At 59.7% G+C, this 22,454-nt stretch carries 24 protein-coding genes; 8 read left to right on the forward strand and 16 right to left on the reverse strand.

Annotation, left to right across the window (positions count from 1 at the left end; genetic code table 11):
* The first annotated feature begins 29 nt into the window (after nucleotides 1-29).
* The 4 genes from tagF (at nucleotide 30) to tssA (ending at nucleotide 5,294) form a co-directional block, all read left to right on the forward strand.
* Nucleotides 30-956, forward strand: coding sequence for a type VI secretion system-associated protein TagF (tagF, locus tag BVK86_RS27520; protein ID WP_075949377.1), 927 nt, complete (start codon nucleotides 30-32; stop codon nucleotides 954-956).
* Entirely contained in the window at nucleotides 953-3,433 is a 2,481-nt protein-coding gene (gene tssM / locus BVK86_RS27525; protein WP_075949378.1) for a type VI secretion system membrane subunit TssM, read from the forward strand. The genes tagF and tssM overlap by 4 nt, the downstream gene beginning before the upstream one ends.
* 150 nt (nucleotides 3,434-3,583) lie before the next feature.
* Complete coding sequence (locus BVK86_RS27530; RefSeq protein WP_075949379.1) at nucleotides 3,584-4,102, forward strand: Hcp family type VI secretion system effector; 519 nt, start codon at nucleotides 3,584-3,586, stop codon at nucleotides 4,100-4,102.
* 94 nt (nucleotides 4,103-4,196) lie between these two features.
* Nucleotides 4,197-5,294, forward strand: coding sequence for a type VI secretion system protein TssA (tssA, locus tag BVK86_RS27535; RefSeq protein WP_075949380.1), 1,098 nt, complete (start codon nucleotides 4,197-4,199; stop codon nucleotides 5,292-5,294).
* A 229-nt stretch (nucleotides 5,295-5,523) separates the two neighbouring features.
* On the opposite strand, the gene BVK86_RS27540 is transcribed toward tssA, so the two are convergent.
* From BVK86_RS27540 to BVK86_RS27555, 4 genes are all read right to left on the reverse strand, one after another.
* On the reverse strand, nucleotides 5,524-6,870 hold the full coding sequence (locus tag BVK86_RS27540) for a glutamine synthetase family protein (RefSeq protein WP_075949381.1): 1,347 nt from the start codon (nucleotides 6,868-6,870) through the stop codon (nucleotides 5,524-5,526).
* Nucleotides 6,871-6,890: 20 nt separating this feature from the next.
* A complete protein-coding gene (locus tag BVK86_RS27545; RefSeq protein WP_075949382.1) occupies nucleotides 6,891-7,445 on the reverse strand; it encodes a helix-turn-helix domain-containing protein in 555 nt (184 codons plus the stop codon).
* A gap of 25 nt (nucleotides 7,446-7,470) precedes the next feature.
* Nucleotides 7,471-8,760 carry an NAD(P)/FAD-dependent oxidoreductase gene (locus BVK86_RS27550; protein ID WP_075949383.1) on the reverse strand — a complete coding sequence of 430 codons (1,290 nt, stop codon included), beginning with the start codon at nucleotides 8,758-8,760 and terminating at the stop codon, nucleotides 7,471-7,473.
* A gap of 161 nt (nucleotides 8,761-8,921) precedes the next feature.
* Nucleotides 8,922-10,124: an NAD(P)/FAD-dependent oxidoreductase gene (locus BVK86_RS27555; protein WP_075949384.1), complete on the reverse strand. Its 1,203-nt coding sequence runs from the start codon at nucleotides 10,122-10,124 to the stop codon at nucleotides 8,922-8,924.
* A 293-nt stretch (nucleotides 10,125-10,417) separates the two neighbouring features.
* On the opposite strand from BVK86_RS27555, the gene BVK86_RS27560 reads away from it, so the two are divergent.
* Nucleotides 10,418-10,987 (forward strand): RrF2 family transcriptional regulator, encoded by a 570-nt coding sequence (locus BVK86_RS27560; protein WP_075949385.1) that lies wholly within the window; start codon nucleotides 10,418-10,420, stop codon nucleotides 10,985-10,987.
* Between the two features lie 3 nt (nucleotides 10,988-10,990).
* Here BVK86_RS27560 and BVK86_RS27565 read toward each other — a convergent pair whose 3' ends face one another.
* Nucleotides 10,991-11,332: a hypothetical protein gene (locus tag BVK86_RS27565; RefSeq protein WP_075949386.1), complete on the reverse strand. Its 342-nt coding sequence runs from the start codon at nucleotides 11,330-11,332 to the stop codon at nucleotides 10,991-10,993.
* 247 nt (nucleotides 11,333-11,579) lie between these two features.
* On the opposite strand from BVK86_RS27565, the gene BVK86_RS27570 reads away from it, so the two are divergent.
* Complete coding sequence (locus tag BVK86_RS27570; RefSeq protein ID WP_075949387.1) at nucleotides 11,580-11,813, forward strand: hypothetical protein; 234 nt, start codon at nucleotides 11,580-11,582, stop codon at nucleotides 11,811-11,813.
* Nucleotides 11,814-11,884: 71 nt separating this feature from the next.
* Here BVK86_RS27570 and BVK86_RS27575 read toward each other — a convergent pair whose 3' ends face one another.
* Nucleotides 11,885-12,076, reverse strand: a complete 192-nt coding sequence (locus BVK86_RS27575; RefSeq protein WP_075949388.1) for a DUF2188 domain-containing protein — start codon at nucleotides 12,074-12,076, stop codon at nucleotides 11,885-11,887.
* 218 nt (nucleotides 12,077-12,294) lie between these two features.
* On the opposite strand from BVK86_RS27575, the gene BVK86_RS27580 reads away from it, so the two are divergent.
* Nucleotides 12,295-12,657, forward strand: coding sequence for an NUDIX hydrolase (locus BVK86_RS27580; protein ID WP_075949389.1), 363 nt, complete (start codon nucleotides 12,295-12,297; stop codon nucleotides 12,655-12,657).
* Between the two features lie 11 nt (nucleotides 12,658-12,668).
* Here the strand turns inward: BVK86_RS27580 and BVK86_RS27585 are convergent, their stop codons facing one another.
* The 8 genes from BVK86_RS27585 to BVK86_RS27620 form a co-directional block, all read right to left on the reverse strand.
* Nucleotides 12,669-13,442, reverse strand: coding sequence for a 1,6-dihydroxycyclohexa-2,4-diene-1-carboxylate dehydrogenase (locus tag BVK86_RS27585; protein WP_075949390.1), 774 nt, complete (start codon nucleotides 13,440-13,442; stop codon nucleotides 12,669-12,671).
* A gap of 7 nt (nucleotides 13,443-13,449) precedes the next feature.
* Nucleotides 13,450-14,463, reverse strand: coding sequence for a benzoate 1,2-dioxygenase electron transfer component BenC (gene benC / locus BVK86_RS27590; protein ID WP_075949391.1), 1,014 nt, complete (start codon nucleotides 14,461-14,463; stop codon nucleotides 13,450-13,452).
* Nucleotides 14,464-14,473: 10 nt separating this feature from the next.
* Complete coding sequence (benB, locus tag BVK86_RS27595) at nucleotides 14,474-14,962, reverse strand: benzoate 1,2-dioxygenase small subunit (protein WP_075949392.1); 489 nt, start codon at nucleotides 14,960-14,962, stop codon at nucleotides 14,474-14,476.
* Nucleotides 14,959-16,323, reverse strand: coding sequence for a benzoate 1,2-dioxygenase large subunit (gene benA / locus BVK86_RS27600; RefSeq protein WP_075949393.1), 1,365 nt, complete (start codon nucleotides 16,321-16,323; stop codon nucleotides 14,959-14,961). The genes benB and benA overlap by 4 nt, the downstream gene beginning before the upstream one ends.
* Before the next feature lie 254 nt (nucleotides 16,324-16,577).
* Entirely contained in the window at nucleotides 16,578-17,537 is a 960-nt protein-coding gene (locus tag BVK86_RS27605; protein ID WP_075949394.1) for an AraC family transcriptional regulator, read from the reverse strand.
* A 191-nt stretch (nucleotides 17,538-17,728) separates the two neighbouring features.
* Nucleotides 17,729-18,658 carry a catechol 1,2-dioxygenase gene (catA, locus tag BVK86_RS27610; RefSeq protein WP_075949395.1) on the reverse strand — a complete coding sequence of 310 codons (930 nt, stop codon included), beginning with the start codon at nucleotides 18,656-18,658 and terminating at the stop codon, nucleotides 17,729-17,731.
* A 54-nt stretch (nucleotides 18,659-18,712) separates the two neighbouring features.
* Nucleotides 18,713-19,003 (reverse strand): muconolactone Delta-isomerase, encoded by a 291-nt coding sequence (gene catC, locus BVK86_RS27615; RefSeq protein WP_075949396.1) that lies wholly within the window; start codon nucleotides 19,001-19,003, stop codon nucleotides 18,713-18,715.
* A 10-nt stretch (nucleotides 19,004-19,013) separates the two neighbouring features.
* Nucleotides 19,014-20,162, reverse strand: a complete 1,149-nt coding sequence (locus BVK86_RS27620; RefSeq protein ID WP_162279056.1) for a muconate cycloisomerase family protein — start codon at nucleotides 20,160-20,162, stop codon at nucleotides 19,014-19,016.
* A gap of 127 nt (nucleotides 20,163-20,289) precedes the next feature.
* Here BVK86_RS27620 and BVK86_RS27625 point away from each other — a divergent pair, with 127 nt between their 5' ends.
* Nucleotides 20,290-21,174 (forward strand): LysR family transcriptional regulator, encoded by an 885-nt coding sequence (locus tag BVK86_RS27625; protein WP_075949397.1) that lies wholly within the window; start codon nucleotides 20,290-20,292, stop codon nucleotides 21,172-21,174.
* Between the two features lie 6 nt (nucleotides 21,175-21,180).
* Here the strand turns inward: BVK86_RS27625 and BVK86_RS27630 are convergent, their stop codons facing one another.
* Both BVK86_RS27630 and BVK86_RS27635 read right to left on the reverse strand, forming a co-directional pair.
* Nucleotides 21,181-21,420 (reverse strand): DUF1652 domain-containing protein, encoded by a 240-nt coding sequence (locus tag BVK86_RS27630; protein ID WP_075949398.1) that lies wholly within the window; start codon nucleotides 21,418-21,420, stop codon nucleotides 21,181-21,183.
* A 112-nt stretch (nucleotides 21,421-21,532) separates the two neighbouring features.
* A complete protein-coding gene (locus tag BVK86_RS27635) occupies nucleotides 21,533-22,432 on the reverse strand; it encodes a polysaccharide deacetylase family protein (RefSeq protein WP_075949399.1) in 900 nt (299 codons plus the stop codon).
* Nucleotides 22,433-22,454: the final 22 nt, after the last annotated feature.

Here is a 22,454-nt window from a genome sequence, read left to right on the forward strand (position 1 = left end):
GGCCGCCTCTCGAATCAGGGAACCGGCCAATGATCGGCTGTTTCGGCAAAGTCCCCGCGAGCCCGGACTTCGTCAGCCTGCAAGGTGCAGGCGACGACGTCTGCGAGTTCGACGGCTGGCTGCAAGGCGCGCTGGCGGCCTTGCAGCACCGCGAAGACTGGCGGGAACTGTTCGACGCCTTGCCGCTGTGCTTTTTCAGCTACCGCGCACGCAGCGGCAACTGGCTGCTGGGCGGGCTGATCAGCTCCAAAGATTCAAGTGGACGCCGCTATCCGTTTTTCATTTTCCAGACCCTCAAGGCCAGCGAGGTCGAGCCTCTGGTCAATCCATTTACCCTCGGCGAACTGTTCAGCGGGCAGATCAGGCCGTTGCTGCACATGGCAGTCCAGGGCGAAAGCACTACGGTGCTGTTCGAACGCATCAAGGCGCTGCGCCCATTACAAGGCCAGGACTTCGAGTTGTTCCGGCGCGTGCACGACAAGTTTCTGGTGAATTTCAATCTGCGCGACATCAGTACCGCGCTCGAAGGTGCCTACCCGGAGTTCGTTACCAACGCCGTGCTGACCCGACTCCTGGCCCTCAGACGGCATCTGTCTCGCCCGACGCCAATCGGCATCGCCCTGCCCTTGCCGGCGGAAAGAGGCCTGAAGAATCCGACCGCCGATTTGTGGGTCACCTGGCTGACGCAAATGACGCCTGAACGCACGGTGCCACAGGTCAACCTGCTGGCGGACGACTTCATGCGCCCCCGGCTGATCTGTTTTGCCTCACGCCAGACCAGCGATGCCTACCGCGTGCTGACAGGCATCAGTGAGCGGTCACAAAGCTACGACGTGTTGGCCTCTTTCGATGCCTTCGACGAGCACTACCGCACACACGCCTTTCCCGAAATCGACCGCCCTCTGGGTGACGTTATCGACCGTTTTGTCGATGCCCTGGATTCGAAGTCCGTATGAACAAGATCAAGTATTACTTCTTGCGCTATCAACCCTACATTCTCGGGGTGTGCTTTTTCCTCACGATCTTCGTGGTGTGGGGCATCGGGCGGGCGTTCGATTTCAGTTCGCTCAACAGCCTGCTGACCGGCATTGGCGTGTTCCTGGGGCTGTCGGCCGGCTACGTCTTGCTGCTTTATCGAGGCGTGTCCCGGCATCACAATCTCGAAGGATTGCTGCGCGAAGATGCCGATCAGGCGGTATTGAACGCGAGCCCGGCCGATCGCGAAGAGGTCAGCCTGCTGCGCGAGCGGCTGCTGCAGAGCATTGAACGCTTGCACAACAAAAAGCCCCGGGGCAGCAACGCCAAAGATGCGCTGTATGCCCTGCCCTGGTACCTGGTGGTCGGGCAGCCTGCGGCCGGTAAAAGCACCATGCTTTATCAGTCGGGTCTGAATTTCCCCTACGCCGAACGCGAGGGCGTGCGGGTCGCGGGCCTGGGTGGCACGCGCAACTGCGACTGGTTCTTCAGCTCCGAAGCGGTCCTGCTGGACACCGCCGGCCGCTACATGAATAACCAGGAAGAGGCCGGCAAATGGCGGGCCTTCCTTCAGCTGCTGCGCCAGCATCGCCAGCGCCGGCCACTCAATGGCCTGATCGTCACCGTCAGCATCCACGACATCCTGCAATCCTCGCTGGAAGATCAGGAACGTATCGCCAAGCGCCTGCGCGAACGCATTCAGGAAACCCATGCCCTGCTGGAAGTGCGTCTGCCGGTCTACCTGGTGTTCACCAAGTGCGACCTGGTCCCGGGTTTCGCCCCCTTCTATCGCCAGCTGGATGAAACCGCGCGCGGCGAAGTCATGGGCAAGACCTTTTCCCACAAAGGCTACGAGCAGGCCGATTGGGGCCAGCGCTTCGGTGTCGCGATGGATGAGTTGGTCAGCTACTGGCAACAGGTGGCGAGCCAGCAGTTGGTGACGCAGGACATTCAGATCACCCGCCAGGATTCGGCGGTGTATCGCTTCCCGCTGGAACTGGCGGCGCTCAAGCCACGGCTGCAACTGTTCGTCGATGCGCTGCTGCGGGCCAATCCTTATCAAAATGCAGAACTGCTGCGCGGTTTCTATTTCACCAGCGCCCTCGATGCCGACCAGCCGGAAATGGGTGGGCACGCACGGCAAGTGACAGAGCGTTTCTCGCTCGAACGGGATCTGGAGGTCGCCAGCGGCAACGCGCAACCGCGCCCATTGTTCATCAACAGCCTGTTCCGCAAAGTCATCATTCCCGACCAGCATCTGGTGGCGCTGTACACCACCAACCATCGCGAGCGTCGGCGCAAAGCGGCATGGATCGGCGGTGCCGGGCTGGGCGCGGTGCTACTGTGCAGCCTGCTCGGCTGGTCGTACATCAACAACCGCAACACCCTGCACTCCCTCTCGGCAGAGCTGACGCAGGCCGCTGCCGACGATCAGTCGGCCACCGGCCAATACACCGATTGGCAAACCCTCGATCGTCTGCGCTTCTGGACCGCGCATTACTACGCCCGGCATCACGACGAAGGCGTGCCACTGAGCATGCGCCTCGGGCTTTACCAGGGCCATAAGGTCGAGCCAATGCTGCGCAGCCGGTATTTCGATCGACTGGAAAGCGTGATGCTCAAACCCACGGCCGACAACCTGACCCGCTCGCTGTATCTGCTGACCACGCTCAAGGTCTACCAGCGCAATGCCAAAGAATTGATGCCGGTGACCGGCGTGGACAGCGTCGAGCCCAAGGCGTTGCCAAACGACAACCGCGCGCAATCCATAGCCGCGTTCGGCAAGGCCACGCTGGACACTTACGTCATGCTGTCGCGTGCGCAACGGGACAAGGCCGACCCGGCGTTCCTGAAAGCGAAAATCCCGGATTACTGGTATCCGGCGATTGCCCGCCAGGTCGGCAACGCCGACGTCGCCGCGACCCATCAGGACTATGAGTTCGCCAGCCGGCAGATCACTTTCTACAGCGATCAGATTCACGAGCCGGACGTGCCGCGGATCCTCGACAACGCGTTCCTGATCTCCAGCTCGCGCAACTACATCAACAGCCTGCTCACGCAGTCGTTGCGCTCGATCGAGACCATCACGCTGGAGTCGGACACCCTGTTCGCCTTTGCCCGTGCCGACTTCCAGAGCCTCAAGACTGAGGGGCAAAGCCAGCTCAGCGCGATTGCCGGCAAGCTGCTCAGCACGCCCAACATCGGAAAAATCATCATCGCCGGGCATGCCGATCAACTCGGCGATCCACAGGGCAACCTGCAGGTTTCCAGGCAACGGGCACAAACCATCAAGACTTATCTGGTCGGCAAAGGCGTCCCCGGCGAGCTGGTAGAGGCGGTCGGCGAAGGCAGCAACAAACCTTTGGTCAAGTGCGATATGCAGCAACCAAGGGCTCAGCTGATTCACTGCCTGGAACCCAACCGGCGGGTAGAAATCGAAGTGCGGGCACTCAATTGAGACGCTACGTGCAATGAAGAAAAACCGCCACTCGGGCCAGTCCCGAGTTGGCGTAACACACCTCTCTTGATTGTTTCAAAGAGGTTAAACGAAGGGCTGTGATCTGTTTGCAGGTGACAACCTTTAAATGAAGGTAAGGAGAAACTAAAAATGGCATTTGACGCATACATCCAGATCGACGGCATTCCAGGTGAAGTACTGGACGAAAAACACAAGGATTGGATCGAAGTGCTGGGCTACGAGTACGGCGCAACCCAGGCCACTTCCGCGACGGCCAGTTCGTCGGGTGGTGCTTCGTCGGAGCGTGTAGCGCTGAGCGACTTCAGCATTCGCAAAGCCGTGGACAAGGCTTCTGCCAAGCTGTTTGAAGCCTGCTGCAAAGGCACGCACATCGCCAAGATCCAACTGAATGTGAACCGCGCTGGTGGTGACAAGGTGACCTACCTGACCATCAACCTGGAAGAAGTCGTGGTGTCTTCGGTCAAAGCGGTCGCCGGTGGCAGCCAGAACGGTGAAGACAAATCGGTTGGCGACCTGCCGATCGAAGAAATCAGCTTCAACTTTGCCCGCATCAAAACCACCTACACCCAGCAGAGCCGTGCCGATGGCCAGGGCGGCGGCAACGTCACCGGTGGTTGGGATCGCACTGCCAACAAGGTTTTCGCATAAAACCGTGGCAATGACGGGCCGCCCCGGCGGCTCGTTTTCAGCACCGTGCCTGCCGGGCGGGCACGGTGTTCTTTTATTTTGATCAGAGTTTCCTATGTCTGAATTTCTCAACGACCTTTCGCTGGCCGAACTGACCGCGCCCATCAATGAGGGGAGCGGCGAAGACTTGAGCTTTTCCGCCTTGTTCGATCAGGTGAAAGAAGCGCGGCGAGCAGACCCCGATTATTTGACCCAGGGTGACTGGCAAACGGATCTGAAGTCCTCTGACTGGTATCTGACCATCACCCTGGCTGCCCAAGGCCTGGCTCGACAGAGCAAGGACCTGATGCTTGTCGCCTGGCTCAGCGAAGGGCTGGCGCACAAGTATCACTTCAGCGGTATCACCTTTGGCCTGACGCTGGCCGAACGTATTCTGGATACGTTCTGGGCCGATCTGTTTCCGTCCCTCGAAGACGGCGTCGATGAGCGTGCGGCCCGCCTGGCGTGGATGAAGACGACCCTCGCCGATGTCGTCGGCGGTCTGCCCATCACCCAGGGCCAGCAATACGGCTTGCTTCGTTATGACGAATCCCGGCATGTCGAAAACCTGGCCCTGCAAAGCCCGCAGGCCATGCGCGCCGCCCTTGACGAAGGCAAGATCAACGCCGAGGTGTTCCAGCGCTCGGTGGTGCTGACCGACTCGGATCACCTGCGCCGCAAAGCCGGCGAAATTGCCGCCAGCCTGAGTGCCTGCCAGCAACTGCAGAGTACCGCTGACCGGCTGTTCGGCCATGACGCGCCGAGTTTTGCCGGGCTCATTGACGTGTTGTCCCGGGCTGGGCAACTGGCCGAGAAACTGCTCAAGGATCGAGGGATCGAACTGAACCCGACCCCCATCGCGCCTGCCCCGACCGTCTCCGAAAGCGCTGGCACACAACCCATAGGTGCTGCAATGACCCAGACCCAGCAAGACATTCCCGTCACGCCGTTGCGCACCACGCCCCAGACCCGCGACGAGGCGTTCACCCTGCTGGCGGGGATCGCGCAGTTCTTCAAGCAGACCGAACCGCAGAGTCCCGTCCCTTACCTGATCGAACGCGCGATCAAATGGGGCAACATGCCGCTGGAAGGTTGGCTCAACGATGTCATCAAGGACAGCAATGTGGTGGATAACATCCGCGACGTGCTGGGCACGAAGGAAGCGAAGTCCTGATTGAGCCTCGAAGCTCGCAGGACGTAAAAATGGCGGGCAAAAAAAATCCCGGGCAGCTGATGGACGCCCGGGACTTAAAAATGCATAAACCGTGGTGGTGAACGCGGCGCGGATATTACGCAATGTTTCGCGCTGTAACAAGATATTTTGCTTAACCAGCCAGTTACTAAACTGTCTAACCCATTAAATATCCAGATATTTTTTAGGGCTAACCTAGAATCCTCTTTAACTACAGGAACCAGCGATACTCCCTCGCACTGATGTCGTGCAGGAAGGCCAGGTGGTCCTGACGCTTGTTCTCGCAATAGACATCCACAAACTCCGCGCCCAATCCTTCGCGCAGTGGTGAGTGATTTCGCATTGAGTGCACAGCCTCGAGCATTTCCAGCGGGAAATCGATACCACTGCTGCGGTCTTCGTTCAGCGGTGCAATCGGCTCGCACTTCCCTTCCAGCCCTTGCTCCAGGCCCACCAGAATGGCCGCAAGCACCAGGTATGGATTGGCATCAGCGCCGGACAGACGATGTTCGATTCGCAGGTTTTTCGCGTCCGAGTCCGGCACGCGCAGGCACGCATCACGGTCTTCAAACCCCCAACTGGCGCGCGATGCGACGTTCACCGTGCCGCTCAGACGGCGCAGGGCATTGTGGTTCGGTGCGAAAATCGGCATGCAGTGCGGTAATACATCCAGGCAACCGGCCACGGCATGGCGCAATGCCCGCTGACCATTCACCGCCAACAGGTTATTGCTGGCTTTGTCGTAAAGGCTCACATGCACATGCATGCCGCTGCCAGGATGCTGCAAGTACGGCTTGGCCATGAAACTGGCGCGGTAGTTGTGCTTGAGCGCCACGCCACGGGTGCTGCGGCAAAACAGGGCGGCCCAGTCGGCGGCGCGCAGGCCGTCGTCCGAGTGGCCGAAATTGATTTCAAACTGGCCCGGCCCCAACTCGGCGGTGATCACCGTGGCATCGATACCCTGCGATCGCGCGGTCTCGACCATTTCATCGAGCACCGGGGCAAACCGCGACAGGCGTTCGATGTGCATATTGGGCTGGTCGTCTGCATCACCCGTCAACGGATCGCGGGCAAACTGCGGCATGCCATCACGCAACTGGCTGTCGAACAGATAGAACTCCAGCTCGAACGCCACCACCGGGAAAATGTCTTTGCGTTTGAGTCGGTCCAGCACTTGCGCCAACACTTCACGCGGCTCGAAGACGATCGGCTTTTCTGTGCCATCGGAGGTGATGAGCATTTGCCCCAGTGGCTGTTTCTCCCAGCTCACCCGCTTGAGCGTGCCCGGCACCAGGCGACGCAGCGCATCCGGGTCGCCGTCGTTGAAGCAATAGTCACCGATCTTGAACAGCCCGCCCTGAGTGCCGAGCAACACACAGTTTTGCGGCAACTTGAGCGCACTGCCGGCGGCGACTTTTTCGAGCATTTCGATCGGGTAGCGCTTGCCATAGAAATGGCCCGGGATGTCCAGGGAAATCAGGTCGACGTAACGCACATCGGGATTGCGCTGACGAAACCCGCGCACTTCGGCCAGCAGTTCAGAGCACACAGCATCCATCTTGTTGTTCCTTGTTTTTATCAGGTGTAAACCCAAAGCACGCGGGTGAGTTGGTCAGAAAGGTTGCCGTAACGGCAATGGGCATGACTGGCGAGTTGAAAGCTGTCGCCGGCGTGCAGAGTCACCGGCTCGTCGTCATCCAGCCATAACGTCAACTGCCCTTCGAGGACATAGCCGCCCTGCTCCGAGCTGTCTTTCATGTGCCGGTCACCACTGCTCGCACCCGGTTCCAGCTGGCTCTCCAGCATCGAAAAGGACGCGCGCATTTTCGGTGAAACCATGATGTCGGTGATGCCGTCGGCGTAGTACAACGTGCGGCGCTCATCCGGCCGCGTCACCCAGGGCAAGGCCATGGGCTTGGGCAGGCTGTAGAAATAGGTGGTGGGCACGCCGAGGGTTTCGCTGATGGCCGTCAGGTCTGCGACCGTGGGACGGGACAAGCCGCGCTCGACCTGCGACAGAAAACCCACCGACCGGCCGATTTTGTCCGCCAGTTCCTTGAGGGTGTATTTCTTGTGTTTGCGCAGGTCCTGAATCAGGATCGCCAGCGCCGAAATCTCTTCTTGCATGTCCATCTATAGGCTTCCGCAAATTCTTGTTTCAAATGCTGTCGCGCAGCCGATACCAGGCTTTGCCGATGGCTTCCAGCGGAGCGGCCATGTACTTGCCGCCGGGAAAGCTGCCGTTGGTCAAACCCTGGTACAACGCCAGTTCATCTTGCTGGCCGAGTATTGCATCGGACACCGCCCGCGCCCCGGCCAGGGTCGGCAGTACACCGTGCCCGGAGTAGCCCTGCAGCCAGTAAAGGTCGCCGCGCCGGCCGATGTCGGGGGTGCGCTTGAGGGTCAGGTCGATGTGCCCGCCCCAGGCGAATTCCAGCTCAACGCCTTTCAATTGTGGAAACACGCGTTCCAGGCACGGCCGGGTGGCACCGGCGATGTCCTTCGGCATGCCGCCGAGGTAAGTGCAACCACCGCCGAACAACAACCGGTTGTCCGGCGTGCGACGGAAATAATCGAGCACGAACTGGTTGTCAGTGACACACACATTGCCCGGCAGCAACGCCGTGGCCTGTTCCTCAGTCAGCTCAGCGGTGGCCACCTGGTACGTGCCGACAGGCAACACACAACTCGCGAGCTGTGGATCAAGGCGATCAAGGTAGGCATTGCAAGCCAGCACCAGCACATCCGCGCGGATGTGACCACGCTCGGTGGTCACCACGTACCCGCCTGCCTCCTCGCGGTAATCCAGTGCCTTACTGTGTTCATGAATCACCCCGCCGGCACGCTCAATCGCAGCGGCCAGCCCCAACGCCAGTTTCAGCGGATTCAAATGCCCGCCCTCGGGATCGAACAACCCCGCCTGATAGCGCTCGCTGGCAACCCAGTCGGGCAACTGGTCCCGGGGGATGAACTGCAAACCGTCGTGACCCCATTTGTGGCTGGCTTCGTGCTGCCATTCGGTGAGCAGACTGACCCGGCGCGGCATCACCGAGGTCCACAAGTGGCCGGGCCGATAGTCGCAATCGAAGCCATGGCGTCCCGGTAAATCCCGCAACTCCCGCGCCGCCCAGCGCATCCCCTCCCACAACTGCCGCGCGCGCTGGTAGCCCAGTGCGGCTTCCAGCGGCGGCATGTCGCATGACCAGCCGAGAATGGCCTGGCCACCGTTGCGTCCTGATGCAGCCCAGGCCACGCGGCTGGCTTCCAGCAACGTCACGCGTTTGCCAGCCAGGGTCAGGCGTAAAGCGGTATGCAGGCCACTGAAACCGGCGCCGATGATCAGTACCTCAGTGGCTTCTTCGCCTTCCAGAGCCGGTCGATTGGGGATTTTATCAGCGCAGGTATGGGCGTAATAGCTGGCAATGTGTTGGGTGGATTGCTGAAACATACCGGTTCCGTGAAATTTTATAGTTTTAATTTCATGAAAAAATACACTATGAATTTCACGCAGGCAATGGTTTGATTTTTTGGGTGCCTTAACACCTAAGAGGTAAAACAAAAAATCCCGCCCAGGTAATCCCGGGCAGGATTCAGTTCAAGCCGTAATCATCACGCAATCGGAATCAAAGGATCCGCTGCCGCCCAAGCCACTGCACGATCAGCCACCGGCGGGTAAATCCACACCGTGTTGATTTGCGTCTTGAGTTCCTTGCCCTCCTGCCCGAACAACTTGACCTGACGATCCCAGCCCTCGGTATAAACCGCCCCCCAAGCCCCCAGGTCCAGACAGGTCACGTACTTCGGCTGACGATACGGCGTCGGCTCCACACCCAGAATCTGTGCTGCAACGTTATTGCCCGCATGACGCCCCAACATAATCGCGTGCTGACACGTCATCAACGCATGGTTGCCGATGTCATCGCTGGCCGCGTAGGCAACATCACCCGTGGCGTAGACATCGTCCAGCCCGATGACTTTCAGATGCGCATCAACATGCAGGCGTCCCAGATGATCACGCTCGGCGGGGATCTGCTCGGTCAGCGAACTGGCGCGCACGCCGGTCGTCCAGACCACGGTCTTGGTGTCGATGCGCTGGCCATCGGACAACGTCACGCCTTGTTCATCGACAGCGACAACCGAAGCGTTCAGGTGCCATTTCACGCCGGTTGCAACGCTGGCTTCAACGATTTTCTCGGCGATTTGCGGCCCCATGGAACCGCCGACCTTGTTACCCCGATCCACGATGATCACGTTGATGTCCGCACGATCCCCCAGGATGGCCCGCAGTCGAGTCGGCATTTCAGTCGCCGTTTCGATGCCGGTGAAACCGCCGCCGGCCACCACGACAGTATTACGCGCCTGGCTTTCTGGCTGGTTGACCAGGGACTTGAGGTGGTTTTCCAGGCGCACGGCCTGCTCGATCTGGTCGACATCGAACGCATGCTCAGCCACACCCGGGGTACCAGGCACGGCCAGACGACTGCCGGTGGCCAGAACGAGTTTGTCGTAGATGGCGACCTGTTTTTCGCCCGCCGCGTCGATGTAGCCCACACGCTTTTGCGCGACGTCGATGGTTTCGGCGGCGCCCTTGATGAACTTCACACCGACCGCATCGAACAGTTCGCCAATCGGAGCGGCCAGCTGGTGGGCATTCGGCTCGTAGAAGCGCGGACGCACACGCAGTTCGGCCTGCGGAGCCAGCACGGTCACTTCAACGTCATCGTGACCATGAATGTCGAACAGACGCGTGGCGCTCAAAGCGGTCCACATGCCACCGAAACCTGCGCCGATTACCAAAATATGCTGTTTCATTTGTCGCTCCAGAGAGGCATTGAAATTCGTTGAATGATCAGGGGATTGGTGTGCTCGTCCTGGTGAACGCAGCGCTGGGCTCCCGACCTGACAACGGCGACTCTATTAGTCCGAGTTAAAGACCGCAACAGATTTTTTCAGATGCTTGCAATCGATCAAATCGATACACCGGGAAAACCCTGTGAAACCCGGAGCTTCAGCACAGTTATCAGAAAAATTCAAAAGCGGATCGGCGCGTTGAACAGAGGGTCATCAGCTGCTAATATTTGCGACAACATTAGTCGGAGATCGATATGTCTCTTTACAGCGCAGGTGTCGAGTACGGCATTCACTGCCTGATTTACCTGGTGGGCAATTGCGGCGATACCCGTGAAGCGAGCGTGCGCGACCTTGCGCAACTGCAGGGCGTGCCTCTGGACTATCTGGCAAAAATCTTCACCAAACTGGCCAAGGCAAAACTGGTGGTCGCCACCGAGGGTGTGCGGGGTGGCTTCAAGTTAGCGCGACCAGCCGACGAGATCTCGCTACTGGATATCGTCAACGCCATCGATGGGCGCAAGGCCATTTTTGAATGCCGGGAGATTCGTGGCCGCTGTGCGTTATTTGAGGGTGAGGCCCCCGCCTGGGCGCTTGAAGGCCACTGTTCGGTGCATGGCGCGATGATGACGGCGCAAAAGCGCATGGAAGACGCCCTCGCCCAGCAAACCATTCTGGATATCGCCAGGAAAGTCGGGCGTAAAGCGCCAGCCGAGTTCAATGCGCAGGTCGACAACTGGATGAATGAGCGCCGGGAAAAGAAAGGCACAGCGAACGCTCAGGCAAGCGACGGTCAACTCATCCAGGTCACGGACATCTCCGGCTGAAGACTACAGGCAGTCACGCACTGCATCGCGCAGTGCGCCGGATTTGGCCCAGGGCGGACCTTGATACAGCGACACCCGGCTACCGTCCTTGGACTTCACGATGTCCAGAACCTCGTCGGCCGTGATGATGCTGGGCGCGGTGATCCGGTAGCCATTGGAAATCGACGCCTGAGTACTGTTGGAAACTTCTTTCTGCCACATCGGCAATACGCACGCCGCATAGTCCTTGGGTGCTTTCTCACTGTACTTGCTGACATTCGGTTCGCCGGGCACGACAGACGCCGGCAACGAACATCCCCCCAACAACGCCAAAACCACACCCCCCAACAACCTGCGACTCTGCATAAAGCTTCCTTATCCTCAAAACATGAAATGTAGCCTCTCCCTACGCCGGCAGCCATTTTGCGGCGTCGCGCCTTAGGAGATGGTGCTGTGATCGCCATTTGTAAAACCACTACGGGACTACGACAGCGAATTTTGCCGATCGCGCAAACTTCCCGACCAAAGGAAACGGCGCAGAAGCCGACGAATACAACGCCCCGTGTCAGTAATGGGTCTAACCTTCCGTAGCACAGCGTTTCAGGAGAACATCATGTGGCTTAACGAAAGCGAACAAGCGCTTCGGCGTGATCTGCAAGGGCTGGCGTCAGACCTGCGATGGTCGGCAGTAGAACTGTTGCGCATCGCGGAGCAATTGCGCCTGACCGGTAACGATGTCGATGCAGAAGCCGTCAAGCGCCTGTGCGACCTGTTTCAAGGCGATGAAAAGCGCTTGTCGGAGTATGCCGAGGAAGTGAAAGCCAAGACCATCACTCGCAACAAGTGACCTTTCACCGGACACTCCCGACACAACAAAAAGCCCCGGCATGCCGGGGCTTTTGCCTGCGCTACATGAGCTTACTGACTGTTCGCCTGTTTGCTCGACTTCGATCGGTAACCGGGAAGAGACGCCGCAAATGCCAAGGCTTCCTCTCGGCTGGCAAATGACGCCAGTCGGTCACCTTTGGTGCAGACACGCCATGGGCCGTTGTTTACGCTGAGTACGTCGTAACCGTTCATGTGCATTCTGTTCAACATCGGAACGCTCATAGTCACCCTCCATTTCGGCAGTGATATCCAGAGTCAACGCTTCTACCTTACACCCACCTGCCGCAAGAATGCCGACCAGACGTCGTGTCGAATCACTCCGTTTAAATGCACTTTTACACTTGTGAAGCCCTCCAACGTCCCGAAGAGAGGCAAAATGCGCGCGGCTTGAATATTGCACTTTTATTTCTGCTTTATGACAAACGGCAATCGAGTAACACATGAAAGTACGCGCTACCATCATTTGCGAGCAGGACCGGCACATTCTCCTGGTGCGCAAGCCGAGATGTCGCTGGGCATTGCCCGGCGGAAAGGTCGAACCCGGTGAAACGGTGGCAGAGGCAGCCCAGCGCGAGCTCCAGGAAGAAACCGGGCTCGAGAGCGATGACATGCTGTACGTGATGGAATTGGAAACGTCTGGCACCCGCCACCACGTCTACGAAGCCTCAGTGGTGAATCTGGATGAAGCCCGACCACAAAACGAAATCTTCGATTGCATCTGGTTTCCCCTGGATGCCGTACACAACCTTGACACCAGCGACGCCACGCTCAGGATCGTCAGGGCCTTTCAGCGCCGCTTGTAACCCATCGTTTGTCAGCCTTGATCACCACCGCCAACCGGCATGACCATGCCGGTAATGTAGGAAGCGTCATCGCTGGCCAGAAACAGAATTGCGCCGGCCTGCTCATCCAGCGTGCCGTAGCGTTTCATCAGACTGCTCTCGATGGTCTGGTCAACGATCTGCTGATACCAGACTTTCTCTTGCGGGCTCTGCTCGGCGCTGTTGCGCGGAATCACCCGCGGCGGCGCTTCAGTCCCCCCGGGCGCCGTGGCATTGACCCGCACGCCGCGTCCGGCGGTTTCGAACGCCAGGCAAGCCGTCAATGCATTCACACCGCCCTTGGCCGCGCCGTAGGGCACGCGATTGACGCTGCGGGTGGCGATGGACGACACGTTGACGATCGCACCACTGCCCTGCTCCAGCATGAACGGCAGTGCGGCGTGGCAACACCACAGTGTCGGGAACAGCGAACGGCGAACTTCGGCTTCGATCTGCGACGCTTGGTAATGCTCGAAAGGCTTGGCCCAGATTGTCCCGCCGACGTTGTTGATCAACACGTCCAGGCGCCCGAAACGCTCTACGGCAGTCTGCATCACCCGATTGCATTCCTCGTATTGCTCAAGATCGGCAGTCAGGGCCAGGACCTGGCAGTCCGGTGACAATTGTTGCTGCACCTCGAACACCCGCTCGGAACGATCAACCAGAATCAGCCTCGCCCCTTCCGCGGCCATGCGCTCTGCGACGCGCCGGCCGATGCCTTGTGCCGCGCCGGTGATCAGCGTGACTCTGTCTGTGAATCTGTCCATCAGCACCTCACGCCGCGCTGGCGGCAAATTTTTCGTAGTAGAAGTTCGCCGGGGCGATGCCTTTTTCGCGAATGAACTGGCTGACCGCTTCGACCATCGGCGGTGGACCGCACAGGTAGACGTCGACATCACCGTCATTCAAATGCTTTGGCTCGATGTGCTGGGTGACGTAGCCCTTGAGCGGATGCTGGCTCTCAGGGCTGGCGACGCAGGCGCTGAAGGTGAAGTTGGGAATGCGCGCGGCGAAGTCTTCCAGGCGGTCGAGTTCCACCAGGTCGAAATCGTGGGTCACGCCATAGATCAGGTGCAACGGGTGATCACTGCCCTGCTCGGCGATTTTCTCCAGCATCGCGGTGAACGGCGCCAGCCCGGTGCCACCGGCCAGCAACAGCAACGGGCGGCGGATATCGCGCAGGTAGAAACTGCCAAAGGGACCGGCAAGGCTCATGCTGTCGCCCGCCTTGGCCATGCCGGTGAGGAAGCTGCTCATCAACCCGCCCGGCACGTTGCGGATCAGGAAGCTGACCTCGCCGTCGCGCTGCAACGAGCTGAACGAATAGGCGCGGGTCTGCTCGCTACCGGGAATGCCCAGGTTCACGTACTGCCCCGGCAAGAATGCCAGTTTGCTCAACGCCTCACCCTTGATCGACAGCGCGATGGTGCTGTCGGACAACTGGCGCACGGCGCTGATGGTCGCGTCATAGCTGGCCTGACGGGTGCGACAGACTTCCGAGGACGTTGGCACCCGCACCACGCAATCGCTTTGGGCGCGCATCTGGCAGGTCAGGACAAACCCTTGTTCGGCCTCTTCAGGGCTGAGGGCGTCTTCGATGTACTCCTCGCCCAAATCGTATTGCCCGGCTTCGGCAAAGCACTTACAGGTGCCGCAGGCGCCGTCGCGGCAGTCCAGCGGAATGTTGATGCCTTGGCGGTACGCGGCATCGGCCACGGTTTCGCCGACGTTGGCGTCGATGAATCGAGTGACGCCGTCTTCAAAATTGAACGCGATGGAATGGGTCATGACGGCCGCCTCACAAATGGTAAACATCGATGACCTGGCGAACGTAATCGTTCTTCAGGATCACTTTCTTGGCCTTGATCAGCGGGTTTTCTCCGCGCACGTCGAGGGTGTAGAAACTGCTGCCGAAATAGCTGTCGACGGTTTTGTAGCGAAAGCTCAGGGTGTGCCAGTTGAAGCGCACCTTGCACAGTCCGTCGGCTTGTTCCAGTAGCTCGATGTTGCTGATGTTGTGGGACGTACGGGTGTCCGGCACGCTGGCGCTGGAGCGCTCGGTCTTGATGCGGAAGATGCGGTCTTCAAGGCCGGTGCGGTTGCCGTACCAGATCAGCGAGATTTCCCGCTGCGGGTCTTCGGTCAGCTCGTCGTTGTCATCCCAGGACGGCATCCAGTAGGTCGCGTCGGGGGCGTACATTTCCAGCCATTCGTCCCACTGGCGGTCGTCGAGGTAACGTGCTTCGCGATAAAGGAAGTCGCGCACCGCTTCATAGGAAAGGGTCATTGCACGTCCTCCACGGCGATCAGTTTCGACTGCTCGGCCGCCAGGGCCTTGAGCATGGTCTGCTGCCAATACTTGTGTTGCAGCACGAACAGGCCTTCGTCCTCGGTGCGCACACCGCTGAGCAGCGGATGCAGGTCGATTTCCTTCGCGGACTCATCGGCGCCTTCGATCCAGTGTTCGGCCCCCCGGGACATGTCGTTCCAGGTGGTGACGCTGCCCTGGTAGCTGGTCTGACAGGAGCGAAACTCTTCCAGGTCGTCCGGCGTGGCCATGCCGCTGACGTTGAAGAAGTCTTCGTACTGCCGAATCCGGCTCGACCGCGCGTGATCGCTCTCGCCCTTCGGCGCGATGCAGTAAATGGTGATTTCCGTACGGTTGACCGAGATCGGCCGGGCGATACGGATCTGCGAGCTGAACTGGTCCATCAGATACACGTTCGGGTACAGGCACAGGTTGCGCGAGTTCTCGATCATCCAGTCGGCGCGAGCCTTGCCAAAGTCTTGCGCGAGCTCGTCGCGACGCTCGTACAGCGGACGGTCCTCGGGGTTGGCCCAACGGGTCCAGAGCAGCATGTGGCCCTTGTCGAAGGAATAGAAACCACCGCCCTGCTTGGCCCAGCTGCCGGCGCTCATGGTCGGGTTTTCATCACCGGCCTCGCGCTGCTTGCGCTGGTTCTGGGTGGCCGCGTAGTTCCAGTGCACGGAACTGACGTGGTAGCCGTCGGCACCGTTTTCGGCGGTGAGTTTCCAGTTGCCTTCGTAGATGTAGCTCGAAGAACCGCGCAGCACTTCCAGGCCATCAGCCGACTGATCGACGATCATGTCGATGATTTTCGCCGACTCGCCCAGGTGCTCCACCAGCGGCAACACATCGGCCTTGAGGCTGCCGAACAGGAAACCGCGATAGGACTCGAAACGCGCCACTTTGGTCAGGTCGTGGGAGCCTTCGCAATTGAAACTCGCCGGGTAACCGGCGTTGGCCGGGTCTTTGACTTTGAGCAGCTTGCCGGAATTGTTGAAGGTCCAGCCGTGGAACGGGCAGGTGTAGGAGCTTTTGTTGCCGGACTTGTGCCGGCACAGGGTCGAGCCGCGATGACTGCAGGCGTTGATGAAGGCGTTGAGCACACCGTCCTTGTTGCGCGCGATGAAGATCGACTGGCGCCCCATGGTGGTGGTGTAGAAATCGTTGATATTGGGGATCTGGCTTTCGTGGGCCAGGTACAGCCAGTTGCCTTCGAAGATGTGCTCCATCTCCAGATCGAACAACCGGGGGTCGGTGAACATCTCGCGCTTGCAGCGATAGACGCCTTTGTTGGGATCGTCTTCAAGCAGGGAATGCAAATATTCGGGTCGCAGGGTCATGGCTGCCGCCTCCATTGTTATTGTTCAGGCAGGGGTCATGCTAGGACGGGGCAATGGGCTGGACTATCCGCGGGGTGCAGACCTTTATCCGTATTGTGCAGGGGGCTTGCGGTGTGTCAGGCGCTATCAAGGGTGAATGTGCAGGCCCCTTCGCGAGCAGGCTCGCTCCCACACTGGATCGCGTTACCCCTGTGGGAGCGAGCCTCCTCGCGAAGACGTCGGGTCAGGCGCCATGAATGTTGGACGTGTCGGTTTCAATGCCGGCGTTTGAGGGTATCGGACGGCAATTCGCCGAACTGCTTGCGGTAGCTGTCGGAGAACCGCCCCAAGTGCAGGAAGCCGTAATCCATCGCCACTTCGGTGACGTTACGCACGTTGCAGGTCGGGTCGCTGAGGCAGGCGTTGATGCGTTCCAGGCGTTTCTGGCGCAGGTAGTTTTTCGGCGTGAGTCCGGCATTGCGCTCGAACAGGCCATACAGCGAACGCAAGCTCATGTGCGCCTGGCGGGCGAGTTCTTCGCTGTCGATGTCCTGCTTGAGGTTATTGGCGATGTAATCGGCAATCGCCTCGAAGGTGGCCGCCTGCGAGCTCAGTTCGAGGCGGCAGACGTTGGTCTTCATCAGGCTGAGCATCTTGCTGACGATGATCTGCGTGTAATGCTCCTGCACCCTGGGGATCTGTTCGGTGGACTCGGCCTCCTGACAGATCATCGCCAACAGGTTGACGAAACCTTCCAGTTCATCGAGTTGATAACGGTTTTCCAGAAACCGCACGCCCTGCCCCGGATAACGCCAGCGCTGCTCATCGCAGACTGACTCAAACAAGCGGGTCGGGACTTTGAGGATGAATTTCTCGCAATCGGCGGAATAGGTCAGGTCCACCGGATCGTCGGGGTTGATCAGCAGCAATTCGCCAGGCGCAAAGTAATGCTCCTGGCCGTGGCCACGCCACAGGCAGTTGCCGCGCAGCAACACTTGCAGGTGATAAATACTGTCCAGCGCACCGGACGTCACGCGCACACTGGCTCCGTAGCTGATGCGGCACAGGTCGAGGCTGGCGAACTTGCGATGGTCAAGGCTGGCCAGCGGACTGCCGGCACGGGGCATGAGAATGCAGTGATTACCGACGTGCTGATTGACGTAGCCGGACACCGCATAAGGGTCGGCATGGTCGAACACTCTGCTGCGCTGACTCAACAGTTGAGCTTGCATCATCGGGTCACTCTCGTTGTTGTTATACGCTTCGGGCCATTCTAGAACACTGCATCAGTCGCCAGAGATTTTCCAGACAGCTAACCGAAACCCTTGTGGAAGCGAACCTGCTCGCGAAAGCGCAATGTCAGTCAACATTGATGTTGACGCTGACTCCGTCTTCGCGAGCAGGCTCGCTCCCACAGGGCTTGTTGTCAGTCTTCCAGTGCGCGAACCCGCTCGTGGCGCTGTTGTTCTTCAGGCTGGGCAGACGATTGCAGGGTGAAATCGAACTCGATTTCGGCAAAGCGACCGCTCACACCGTAGGCAGCGGCGCGCTGCTGATCGTCGCTGAAGGTGATCTTGGCGATCAGCTCGTCACGGGTGGCGTAAGCGAAGTCGTCATGCAGGTATTTTTCGCCATCGAGGTTGATCTGCGTCGTCAGGTGGCGATGATCCGGTGCGGAAATGAAGAAGTGCACGTGCGCCGGACGCTGGCCATGACGGCCCAGTTGATCGAGCAGTTGCTGGGTCGGACCGTCCGGCGGGCAGCCGTAACCCGACGGCACGATGCTGCGGAAACGGTAGCGGCCATCGGCGTCGGTGACGATGCGGCGACGCAGGTTGAATTCCGATTGGGCCGGGTCGAAGTACGAGTAGGTACCGCCGGTATTGGCGTGCCAGACGTCCACCACGGCACCGGCCAGAGGCTCGCCTGCGGTGTTGAACACGCGGCCTTGCATGAACAGGGTCACACCCGGATCAACCCCGTCATCCAGGCGCGCTTCGCCTTCGGACAATGGTGCACCCGCCACGTACAGCGGGCCTTCGATGGTACGCGGGGTGCCGCCGGATTTGCCGGCCTGCTCGTCTTCGGCGTCCATCAGCAGGTCGAGGTAGTGCTCCAGACCAAGACCGGCCACCACCAGTCCGGCTTCCTGACGCGCACCCAGCACGTTCAGGTAGTTGACCGCTTTCCAGAACTCTTCCGGGGTCACGGCGAGGTCTTCGATGATGTTCACCGAGTCACGCAGGATGCGATAGATCAGCGCCTTGGTCCGTGGATTGCCGGCGTCGTTGTGCAGGCCGCTGGCCTCTTCGAGAAAATTCTGGACTTCAGCAGTGTGGGAAATTTTGACGTTCATTGGGTGGTTTCCTCATCTTGTAATTATTAGGTTAGCGCGCTGGGCAGGCTGGGCTCAGCGGTCGTCGTCACGGATGGAAGATGGATGCCGGCACATCGGGTCGATTTCGATGGCCATGTACGGAAACAGCGGCAGTTGCATCAGCAGGTCATGCAGCTCCTGAACGCTGCCGACATCGAACACGCTGTAATTGGCGTAGTGCCCGGCGATGCGCCACAGGTGACGCCACTTGCCTTGATCTTGCAGGCGCAGGGCAAGGGCTTTTTCGTCAGCCTTCAATTTGGCCGCCGCTTCTGGATTCATGTCGACCGGCAGGTTCACAGTCATTTTTACGTGGAACAGCATAACGCTCTCCTCAGGCTTGATGAATGGCGGTGGATGTCTTGTCGCGGCGGAAAAACGCCAGGCGTTCTTCATCCAGGCTCAGACCCAGACCCGGCGTGTTCGGCACGTGCAGCTCGAAATCGCGGTAGACCAGCGGTTCGCTGAGAATGTCTTCGGTCAACAGCAACGGGCCGAACAACTCAGTGTCCCACGCCAGTTTGTTCAGGGTGACGAAGGCGTGCGCCGAGGCCATGGTGCCCAGGCCACCTTCGAGCATGGTGCCGCCGTACAGGGCGATACCCGCCGCTTCGGCGATAGAGGCAGTGCGCAACACGGCGCGCGGGCCACCATTCTTGGCAATCTTCAGGGCGAACACCGAAGCCGCGCCTTCGCGAGCCAGGTTGAACGCATCTTCCACGCACTCGATGGACTCGTCGGCCATGATCGGTGCCGGGCTCATGGCGTTCAGACGCGCCATGCCGCCGCGGTTGTTGCGCGAGATCGGCTGCTCGACCAGGTCGATGCCGTTGGTCCCGAGAATCCGGCAGGCACGCAGCGCGACGGCTTCGTCCCAGGCCTGATTGACGTCGACCCGGACACTGGCGCGGTCGCCCAGGGCTTTCTTGATCGCAATCACGTGGGCCAGGTCGCGGTTGACCTCGCCGGCACCGATCTTCAATTTGAAGATGCGGTGGCGACGCAAGTCGAGCATTTTTTCCGCTTCGGCAATGTCTTTTTCGGTATCGCCACTGGCCAGGGTCCAGGCCACTGGCAGCGCATCACGCACCCGGCCGCCGAGCAGTTCACTGACCGGCAGCCCCAGGCGTTTACCGTGAGCGTCGAGCAGCGCGGTTTCAATCCCCGATTTGGCGAAGGTGTTGCCACGGATGCTGCGCTCCAGGCGCAACATGGCGGCATTGACGTTGCCGCTGTCCTGGCCGATCAACAGTGGCGCAAAGTGTTTGTCGATGTTGGTCTTGATGCTGTCCGGGCTTTCGTTGCCGTAGGCCAGACCACCAATGGTGGTGGATTCGCCGATGCCTTCGATGCCGTCGGCGCACCGCACGCGGATGATCACCAGGGTCTGGTTCTGCATGGTGTGCATCGCCAGCTTGTGCGGGCGGATGGTCGGCAGATCGACGATGATCGTCTCGATCGACTCAATGGCTGTTGCAAGCATTTCGATACCCGTCAGGTTCTTGAAGTTCTGGAATCGATTCTCGTACGGCTTTTTTCTCGATGCCAATATAGAATTGGTCTGACTTGATACCTTAAAGGTATGCAACCGACTGACTGCTGGAGGCTCCATGGAACTGCGGCACTTGCGTTATTTCCAGGTATTGGCGCAAACCCTCAACTTCACTCGCGCCGCCGAACTGCTGCACATCGCCCAGCCGCCCTTGAGCCGGCAAATCCAGCAATTGGAAGATGAACTGGGGGTGATCCTGCTGGAGCGTGGGCGACCACTGAAGTTGACCGACGCCGGACGATTTTTCCATGAACACTCCACCGCCCTGCTCGAACAGCTGAACAAGATTTGCGACAACACGCGGCGCATCGGGCTGGGGGAAAAAACCTGGCTGGGCATCGGTTTCGCGCCGTCGACGCTGTACGGCGTGCTTCCGGAACTGATCCGCCGCTTGCGCAGTGGCGAGCCGTTGGAGCTGGAGTTGGGCCTCTCGGAAATGACCACCCTGCAACAAGTGCAGGCATTGAAGGCCGGACGTATCGATATCGGCTTCGGACGCATCCGTATCGACGACCCGGCTATCGTACAAACCGTACTGACCGAAGACCGCCTGGTTGCCGCCCTGCCCGCCGGGCATCCTTTGCTTGCCGGCCCCATCAGCCTGCGCGATCTGGCCAGGGAACCCTTTGTGCTCTACCCCGGCAACCCACGCCCCAGCTATGCCGATCACGTCATCGCGCTGTTCGAGTCCTACGGCGTGAGCATCCACGTCGCGCAATGGACCAACGAGCTGCAAACGGCAATTGGTTTGGTGGGAGCCGGAATCGGGGTCACGCTGGTGCCGGCCTCGGTGCAATTGCTGCACCGCGACGACATCGGCTTCACGCCATTACTGGAAGACAATGCGACCTCGCCGATCATACTCAGTCGGCGGGTGGGCGATGTGTCGCCGGGCTTGAACCATTGCCTGCGGATGATTGATGAACTGTTGCCGAGGAACTGAAAGCGATCAGCCGGCAAACGCCCGGCGCCCGGCACTCATCTCGGTCCGCAACTCGCCGATCAGCTCGGAGATGGCGCGCACGCTGGTCAGTTGCTCGGTCGACACGCCATCGATCAACAGCTTGACGTCGCCGGAAGCGGGCTCGAAAACCTCGATGCGCAATAGGCCCAGGGTTTCCGTGCACTCACAAGTCAGCGGCTCAAAACCGGACTCTACGATGTTGCAAAGTACTGAGATAGGAACCATGGCCGGTGCCTCGGCGACAGTTGATCGGTTTGGATCCGTTTCAGCATAGATCGCCTTTGCCGATTTTGCGCCAGCGCAAAGTGTTAAATGCCTCTCACTTTGAACAGATTATTCAATGCGGATTGTCCTTCCAGATCCAGTTCCACACGCCCGGCAGTTCAACCGGCTGCGAACTGTCACGCAACGTGCGTGCCATCGCCGCGCGTTGCAGCGCGGCGGTGTCGTCGTAAAACGGCTGGCCTGCAGTCCTGACGCCCGTCGCCTGGGCGCTGTCGAGCAGGATCTGCAAGTACTCGCGGGTATGCCGGGCCGTGTAGCGATTAAGGTCATGGAAGGTCACCACCACCGGAATCACCCCGTCCACCACGGGCAGCTCACCACGGGCGATGCGCTCGCGCACCTCGGACATTGAACGCAGCATGTGCGAGCGCCGCCGCGGGCTGGCATTGAAGCCCCAGATCTTGCCGTCGTTGGCGCTCAGGTCAGTGAGCAACACATGCAGGCCATGCTGTTGATAAGCGGCGAAGGTGCGCTTGTCGTAACTCCAGAATGGCGGCCGTACCAGGGTTGGCGGCGCACCGCTGATCGCCGCGATATCGGCACAACCATCGGTGAGCGCCTGTTGCAACTCTTGCGCGTCCAGAGAACGGTGATTGGTGTGTGAAGGCGTGGCCGTGTGGAAGGCCAGGATGTGCCCGGCATCACGTTCGCGGTGCATGACCGCCCGGCCGATCTCACTGTTGCCGGCCCGAGTGGCGCGGGTTTGCACGAAGAATACGGCTTTGATGTCCGGCTGCAGCGGGTTCACCGCCAGGCTGTCGAGCACGGTTTCGGTGGGGTTCCAGAAACTCGAGGCGCTGGGACCGTCATCGAATGTCAGCAGAAAGCGGATCGGTGGTTGCGCACGCAGAGCCTGTTCGGTTTGCGGGGTCATTTCGATGGGGGCTGCAATACAGCCCAGCAGGCCGACGGCCATTGCGCCGGTCAGGAGTATCTTCAACCACTGTTTCATGTTTTGCCTTGGACCAGACCGT

It is taken from the genome of Pseudomonas reinekei (assembly GCF_001945365.1).
GTDB classification, from domain to species: Bacteria; Pseudomonadota; Gammaproteobacteria; order Pseudomonadales; family Pseudomonadaceae; genus Aquipseudomonas; species Aquipseudomonas reinekei.

Coding starts and splice junctions, on each gene's coding strand:
- benA (WP_075949393.1), bottom strand. CDS start 16,323: ATGACCCTGCGACCCGAATATTTGCATTCCCTGCTTGAAGACGATCCC.
- BVK86_RS27545 (WP_075949382.1), bottom strand. CDS start 7,445: ATGGACATGCAAGAAGAGATTTCGGCGCTGGCGATCCTGATTCAGGAC.
- BVK86_RS27575 (WP_075949388.1), bottom strand. CDS start 12,076: ATGAGCGTTCCGATGTTGAACAGAATGCACATGAACGGTTACGACGTA.
- tssM (WP_075949378.1), top strand. CDS start 953: ATGAACAAGATCAAGTATTACTTCTTGCGCTATCAACCCTACATTCTC.
- BVK86_RS27530 (WP_075949379.1), top strand. CDS start 3,584: ATGGCATTTGACGCATACATCCAGATCGACGGCATTCCAGGTGAAGTA.
- BVK86_RS27630 (WP_075949398.1), bottom strand. CDS start 21,420: ATGGTTCCTATCTCAGTACTTTGCAACATCGTAGAGTCCGGTTTTGAG.
- BVK86_RS27625 (WP_075949397.1), top strand. CDS start 20,290: ATGGAACTGCGGCACTTGCGTTATTTCCAGGTATTGGCGCAAACCCTC.
- tssA (WP_075949380.1), top strand. CDS start 4,197: ATGTCTGAATTTCTCAACGACCTTTCGCTGGCCGAACTGACCGCGCCC.
- benB (WP_075949392.1), bottom strand. CDS start 14,962: ATGACCCTTTCCTATGAAGCGGTGCGCGACTTCCTTTATCGCGAAGCA.
- catA (WP_075949395.1), bottom strand. CDS start 18,658: ATGAACGTCAAAATTTCCCACACTGCTGAAGTCCAGAATTTTCTCGAA.
- BVK86_RS27605 (WP_075949394.1), bottom strand. CDS start 17,537: ATGATGCAAGCTCAACTGTTGAGTCAGCGCAGCAGAGTGTTCGACCAT.
- BVK86_RS27620 (WP_162279056.1), bottom strand. CDS start 20,162: ATGCTTGCAACAGCCATTGAGTCGATCGAGACGATCATCGTCGATCTG.
- BVK86_RS27540 (WP_075949381.1), bottom strand. CDS start 6,870: ATGGATGCTGTGTGCTCTGAACTGCTGGCCGAAGTGCGCGGGTTTCGT.
- BVK86_RS27560 (WP_075949385.1), top strand. CDS start 10,418: ATGTCTCTTTACAGCGCAGGTGTCGAGTACGGCATTCACTGCCTGATT.
- BVK86_RS27565 (WP_075949386.1), bottom strand. CDS start 11,332: ATGCAGAGTCGCAGGTTGTTGGGGGGTGTGGTTTTGGCGTTGTTGGGG.
- BVK86_RS27580 (WP_075949389.1), top strand. CDS start 12,295: ATGAAAGTACGCGCTACCATCATTTGCGAGCAGGACCGGCACATTCTC.
- BVK86_RS27570 (WP_075949387.1), top strand. CDS start 11,580: ATGTGGCTTAACGAAAGCGAACAAGCGCTTCGGCGTGATCTGCAAGGG.
- BVK86_RS27635 (WP_075949399.1), bottom strand. CDS start 22,432: ATGAAACAGTGGTTGAAGATACTCCTGACCGGCGCAATGGCCGTCGGC.
- BVK86_RS27555 (WP_075949384.1), bottom strand. CDS start 10,124: ATGAAACAGCATATTTTGGTAATCGGCGCAGGTTTCGGTGGCATGTGG.
- catC (WP_075949396.1), bottom strand. CDS start 19,003: ATGCTGTTCCACGTAAAAATGACTGTGAACCTGCCGGTCGACATGAAT.
- benC (WP_075949391.1), bottom strand. CDS start 14,463: ATGACCCATTCCATCGCGTTCAATTTTGAAGACGGCGTCACTCGATTC.
- BVK86_RS27585 (WP_075949390.1), bottom strand. CDS start 13,442: ATGGACAGATTCACAGACAGAGTCACGCTGATCACCGGCGCGGCACAA.
- tagF (WP_075949377.1), top strand. CDS start 30: ATGATCGGCTGTTTCGGCAAAGTCCCCGCGAGCCCGGACTTCGTCAGC.
- BVK86_RS27550 (WP_075949383.1), bottom strand. CDS start 8,760: ATGTTTCAGCAATCCACCCAACACATTGCCAGCTATTACGCCCATACC.